The 6,378-nt window shown below is 40.6% G+C and carries 5 protein-coding genes; 3 read left to right on the top strand and 2 right to left on the bottom strand.

Annotated features, from left to right (window positions below):
* Positions 1 to 368 (bottom strand): aromatic amino acid lyase (locus V7D82_RS13140; RefSeq protein WP_333601413.1); only part of this gene is annotated, 368 nt, incomplete at its 3' end.
* A 398-nt stretch (positions 369 to 766) separates the two neighbouring features.
* Between V7D82_RS13140 and thrA the strand changes: the two genes are divergently transcribed.
* The 3 genes from thrA to thrC all read left to right on the top strand — a co-directional run bounded on the left by thrA (position 767) and on the right by thrC (position 5,518).
* On the top strand, positions 767 to 3,214 hold the full coding sequence (gene thrA, locus V7D82_RS13135) for a bifunctional aspartate kinase/homoserine dehydrogenase I (protein WP_333601412.1): 2,448 nt from the start codon (positions 767 to 769) through the stop codon (positions 3,212 to 3,214).
* Positions 3,215 to 3,296: 82 nt separating this feature from the next.
* On the top strand, positions 3,297 to 4,217 hold the full coding sequence (locus tag V7D82_RS13130; RefSeq protein ID WP_333601411.1) for a homoserine kinase: 921 nt from the start codon (positions 3,297 to 3,299) through the stop codon (positions 4,215 to 4,217).
* A 14-nt stretch (positions 4,218 to 4,231) separates the two neighbouring features.
* Positions 4,232 to 5,518 (top strand): threonine synthase, encoded by a 1,287-nt coding sequence (gene thrC, locus V7D82_RS13125; RefSeq protein WP_333601410.1) that lies wholly within the window; start codon positions 4,232 to 4,234, stop codon positions 5,516 to 5,518.
* 73 nt (positions 5,519 to 5,591) lie between these two features.
* Here thrC and V7D82_RS13120 read toward each other — a convergent pair.
* On the bottom strand, positions 5,592 to 6,378 hold a 787-nt coding region (locus tag V7D82_RS13120), incomplete at its 5' end, for a T9SS type A sorting domain-containing protein (protein ID WP_333601409.1).

Genomic DNA, 6,378 nt, shown 5'->3' with positions numbered 1-6,378 from the left:
TCCACCGTTTGCAATTGTACTCCCGAATGGCCGTAGCTCAACGATTGAATTTTAAGCAACAGCATTATCTTCACAATGGCAGCCGGAACTTCCTCTCCGGTACCACAAGCATGCGATTTTACTAAGTTGGATTGTAATTGTGAGAGATTCTCATTAGAGATTTTTACATTACACAACGAACCGAAACCAGTGTTGATTCCGTAAATTGGCGCCTCATTCGAAGCCATTTTTTTATCCAAATACTCTCGGCATTTTTGAATGTTTAGTTGGGCTTCTTCCGAAAGCGAAAGGGTTTTATGTTGTGAAATGATTTCCTGTAACGTCTCTAAAGTCAATACTTCCGTACTGATGTAATGCGAATGCTCCATTTTTGGCTGGGTTTAAAGGTCCAAAATTCCGTAAACAATTGGTAAAAAGCAATAAAATTGCCTACTATTTTATTGTCAAATCGATAATAAAAAACGACATCTGCTAAAGATACCCATAAAATCCAATGATGTTGTTCTTAAAATTGCGATATTCTTAAAAATCAACGAATTCCTTTTTTAATTCTCAAAAAGTTATAAATTTGGAAACCATGATGCGTAATTTTTTAACATATGCGACCACTACTCCAACCAACACTTTGGTTGTGACTGCTGTTACTACGACATCAACAACTACAACCCCGTTTGGGGTATAATCATTACATATAATCCTCTTCAGGCGCTTTCCATGACGAAAGACACAAAAATAATGACCTTATAGTTCCCTAAAAAATAAAAGAATGATAGTATTAAAATTTGGCGGTACTTCGGTAGCCAATGCGACCAATATTTCGAAAACCATTGCAATCGTTACCAATAAAAGCAAAGAAGATAAACTGGCGGTAGTCGTTTCTGCCTTCAGTGGCGTAACCGATTTGCTGATTCTAGCCGGAAAAACCGCAGCAGCAAAAGACAAAAACTACAAAGAAATCATCAGTCAGATAGACCAAAAACACAAAGAAGCCATTGACGAACTGATTCCGCTAAGTGAGCAAAGCGACATCATTAACACTATAAACGGCGACATCAACCTTTTAAAAACCTTGTTGGACGGTTGCTATCTCTTGGGCGAATTATCCAACCGAACCGCTGATATAGTAGCCGGTTTTGGCGAATTGTTATCGTCTCAAATTATAGCCGTTGCCTTAAAACAAAAAGTAAGCAGCTCCGTTTTCAAAGACAGCCGCGAGGTGATTAAAACCAATTCCAATTTTGGAAAAGCCAGCGTAGACTTTGATATCACCAATAAATTGATTGCCGATTATTTCAAAAGCAATACCAATCAAGTCGTTTTATTTCCCGGATTCATTGCCTCTTCGCTTGATGGTAACACAACCACGCTTGGCCGCGGCGGTTCTGATTATACTGCTGCCATTATTGCTGCAGCCGTTAACGCCTCCGTATTAGAAATCTGGACGGATGTGAATGGTATGTTTACTGCCAATCCAAGGATTGTAAAGCAAGCCCAGCCGATAGCAACCATTTCCTATCAGGAAGCTATGGAGTTGTCGCATTTTGGCGCCAAAGTACTGTATCCGCCAACGATACAACCGGTGTTGAAAGACAGTATTCCGATTTTTATTAAAAATACGTTTGAACCGGAAGCTTACGGAACTTTAATTTCACACAATCCTAATGCCGGAAGCAACCCCATCAAAGGAATATCCCATATTGACAATATTGCGCTGCTAACCTTGGAAGGCTCTGGAATGATTGGTGTAGCCGGTTCTTCTAAACGTTTATTTGAAGTGCTTTCGCAGGAAAATATCAATGTGATATTCATCACGCAAGCTTCTTCAGAGCACTCTATTTGTATTGGTATCCTAAATGCTGATGCCGAAAAAGCCAAAGCCGCTATCGATAAAACCTTCGAAATAGAAATTGCGCAAAACAGAGTTGATCCCTGTATAGTCGAAAAAGACTTGTGTATCGTAGCATTAGTTGGCGAAAGCATGAAAAACCATCAAGGAATTAGTGGCAAAATGTTCAGCACTTTAGGAAAGAATAACGTGAACATACGTGCGATTGCACAAGGGGCGTCTGAAAGAAACATCTCAGTGGTGATTAACGAAAAAGATGTCAAAAAAGCGCTGAATACACTGCACGAACGCTTCTTTGAAGACAATACCAAACAGCTGAATTTGTTCGTAATGGGCGTTGGGAATGTGGGCGAAAAATTCATTGACCAAATCCATCAGCAAAAGAAATTCCTGAAAGAACATCTCAAAATCAACCTGCGTGTCATTGCCATGGCTAATTCGCGCAAAATGGTTTTTGACGAAGATGGCATAAGTCTAAATGATTGGAAAGCCAAAATAGATCAAGGCGAAACCGCCAATGTAAATAGCTTTATCAAAAAAGTCATCGACCTCAACTTACGCAACAGCATCTTTGTGGATATCACGGCGAACTATGATGTTGCCAATATTTACGACCAATTTCTGTCGCAAAACGTGGCGGTAGTAACCTGCAACAAAATTGCCTGTTCGTCTGAATACGACAATTATAAAAACCTGAAAAACCTTTCCCGTAAATACAATGCTCCATTCCTGTTTGAAACGAATGTGGGAGCCGGATTGCCCATCATTGACACACTGAAACACTTAATTGCTTCGGGCGATAAAGTCAATCGAATTAACGCCGTTTTGTCCGGAAGTTTGAACTTTATTTTTAATAATTTCAGTGAAACTTATAATTTCCACGATGTCGTAAAAGAAGCAGGTGTTCAGGGCTTTACAGAACCTGACCCGAAAATTGATTTAAGTGGAGTTGACGTAGCTCGTAAGATACTAATCCTGATTCGCGAAAGCGGTTATGAAATGGAAATGGAAGACATTGTCAACAATTCCTTCCTTCCGAAAGAGTGCATGGAAACGACCAACAACGAAGACTTCTTCAAGTCGTTAACTAAACATGCGGGACATTTCGACAAGTTACTAGCAGAAGCTAAAGCCAAAGACAGCCGATTGAAATTCGTAGCTTCCTTCGAAAACGGAAAAGCCAGCGTCGGATTGCAATTCATTCCGTCAGACAGTCCGTTTTACAATTTGGAAGGAAAAGACAATATCGTGCAATTTTACACCGACAGATACATCGATCAGCCTTTATTAATCAAAGGTGCCGGTGCCGGTGCCGCCGTTACAGCCTCAGGAATCTTTGCCGATGTAATTCGAATTGGAAATGTTTAATTAAGGTACTAAGATACTAAGGCACTGAGGCGCTAAGAAAACCTCAGTACCATAGCCACTCAGAACCTCAGAACCTTAAAAAATGAACGAAATCAAAATATTCTGCCCTGCCACTATCGCCAATCTCAATTGTGGATTTGACGTGATGGGCGTTTGCCTGGAAGGTATTGGCGACGAAATGGTATTTAGAAAAGTACCCGGAAAAGGCGTTAGAATAACCCAAATCACCGGAGCTGATTTACCTTTCGAGACCGAAAAAAACGTAGCCGGTGTTGCCGCCTTAGCTCTTGTCAATGCAGCCAATCCTGACTCTGGCTTTGAAATCGAAATTCACAAAAAGATAAAAGCCGGAAGCGGTATCGGTAGTTCTTCTGCCAGTGCCGCCGGAGCGGTTTTTGGTATTAATGAATTAATGGGAAGACCATTTACCAAACACCAACTGGTTGATTTTGCCATGAAAGGCGAAGCTTTGGCCAGCGGGTCTGAACATGCCGACAATGTAGCGCCTTGTATTTTAGGCGGATTTACTTTAGTGCGCGGTTACAATCCTTTGGATGTAATTAAAATTGAGAGTCCGAGTGAAATCTATGCCGTAGTACTGCATCCGCATATTGAAGTAAAAACGTCTGATTCCCGGGCGGTGCTTTCGCCAAATGTCACCCTTAAAGCCGCCATTACCCAATGGGGGAATTTGGGTGGATTAATTGCCGGTTTATATACCAAAGACTATGAGCTCATTGGTCGTTCGTTACAAGATGTGATTATCGAACCGATGCGCAAAAAGTTAATTCCGGGATTTGAGAATACCAAAAATTCTGCTTTAGATGCCGGAGCTTTAGGCGCTGGGATTTCTGGTGCTGGCCCGTCCATATTCGCTTTGTGCAAAGGACAAACTTCAGCCGAAAAAGTAGCTTTTGCAATGAGTAATGCCTATTTAGAAACCGGAATTCCTTTTGACATTCATCTTTCGAAAGTCAATGATGAAGGAGTAAAAACCATATAAAGAAGTACTTAAAAATGAAATACTTTAGTTTAAATAATAATTCACCAAAAGTAAGTTTTCAGGAAGCTGTGGTGTTGGGATTAGCGCCCGACAGAGGGTTGTATTTCCCTGAAAGCATCACGCCTCTTCCCCACTCTTTCTTTGACACTATTGAAAACCTTTCGCACGAAGAAATTGCTTATGAAGCCATCAAGCAATTCGTAGGCGATGAAATTCCGGAAGCAGAACTCAAACGCATCATAGCCGAAACGCTATGCTTTGACTTTCCTTGTGTTCCGGTAGAAGACAATGTGTTTTCTTTGGAACTTTTTCACGGGCCTACCATGGCTTTCAAAGATGTGGGTGCCCGATTCATGTCGAGATGCCTAGGTTATTTCAATCGCAATGATGACAAAAAAGTAACCGTTTTAGTAGCGACTTCAGGCGATACCGGTGGTGCTGTAGCTAGCGGATTCTTGGGCGTAAAAGGCGTTGAAGTCATAATACTATATCCTTCAGGTAAAGTTAGTGATATACAAGAACGTCAGCTGACTACGCTGGGACAAAATATAAAAGCCTTAGAAGTAGACGGTGTCTTTGACGACTGTCAGGATATGGTTAAGAAAGCCTTTTTGGACGACAGTCTGAAACACAAGAACCTGACCTCGGCCAACTCCATTAATATTGCCCGTTGGTTGCCTCAAATGTTTTATATTTTCTTTGCTTACCAACAATTAAAAAAACACCACAAGCCATTAATACTGTCCTGCCCTAGTGGGAACTTTGGGAATATCTGTGCCGGAATTATGGCCAAACGATTAGGCTTGCCTATCGCTCATTTTGTTGCTTCTACCAATGTTAATGACACGGTGCCGCGCTTTTTAGAAAAAGGAAATTACGATCCAAAACCATCGATAGCTACAATTTCCAATGCTATGGATGTGGGGAATCCTAGTAATTTTATTCGCATTCAGGAATTGTATCAATACGATTTAAGTGAATTCAGAAAAGATTTTTCTTCCTATAGTTTTACCGATGCTGAAACTGAAGCGACTATCAAAGAGGTTTACACCAAAACCAAATACATCGCCGAGCCTCACGGTGCCGTGGGGTATTTGGGACTAAAAAAAGAAATGCAAAAGCAACCGGATAGTATTGGTGTGTTCTTAGAAACGGCACATCCAATTAAATTCCTAGATACCGTTGAGCCGCTATTAGGTATAAAACTTCCAATTCCGACACAGATTGAAAGTGTATTACACAAGGAGAAAGTAAGCACTAAGATTAAAACGTATGAAGAACTAAAAGCGTTTTTAGCATAATTATTAAACCTAACTTTATAAAAAAAACCGAAGCCTTATATAGTACTTCGGTTTTTTTATTGTTGTTTTTGTTTTAATGTTTAACGAGCACTTTCGAAGTGACATTGCTTGAGCTGGATCGCAATGTTAGGAAATACAAGCCATCACTAAGACCGCTACTGTCAATGGTAAACTCATTAGTTCCCTTTGCATTCGCTTCATGAGACGAAAATACCAATTGCCCATAATTATTTCGCAATTCAACCTGTGTTGTCTCTGCATTCTCTACCCAATATCTCACGTTAATTAATTGATTGGAAGGGTTTGGATAAATAATCAATCCCGGAGTTAAAAACACAGCAGCAGTTGAAAGTGCACTGCTTCCAACTGTTGTAGAAGTACCATTGGAACAAATAGCCCTTACTTGCCAAACATAAGCCGTAGCTCCTTCTAAACCATTAATGGTAATCATATTGGTTGCAGCCGTAACTGCAGTAGAAGTTACAAAAGGGATATTAGCCTTTTTATAGTAAACGATATAAGAAATAGCTCCGTTAACGGCACTCCAATGCAATACGGCACTAGTCTGATTGATAGTACTGGTTGTTAATTCTGTCGGAGCATTACAAGTTGGCGGCGGCGGACAAGCCAAAGTCGTAAACGTTCCGCCTGTTGACCATGGACTCACGGTTAGAGTTGTTCCGGCTACTGTATTAGGACATATCAGTTGCGCTTGCCATTCGTAAGTCGTGCCACAAGTTAAATTGCCTAATTGATAAGGCAAAGTAACATGCTCAAGGGTTGTCCATGCCGTAGTGGTTCCATTATGATAGCGGATATTAAATGTTCCTACATTACTCGATGTTGGATTCAAATACAAA

It is taken from the genome of Flavobacterium sp. (assembly GCF_036741995.1).
GTDB lineage: Bacteria > Bacteroidota > Bacteroidia > Flavobacteriales > Flavobacteriaceae > Flavobacterium.
The sequence above is the reverse complement of the archived record's forward strand: the minus strand, read 5'-3'. Positions and strand labels throughout refer to the sequence as shown.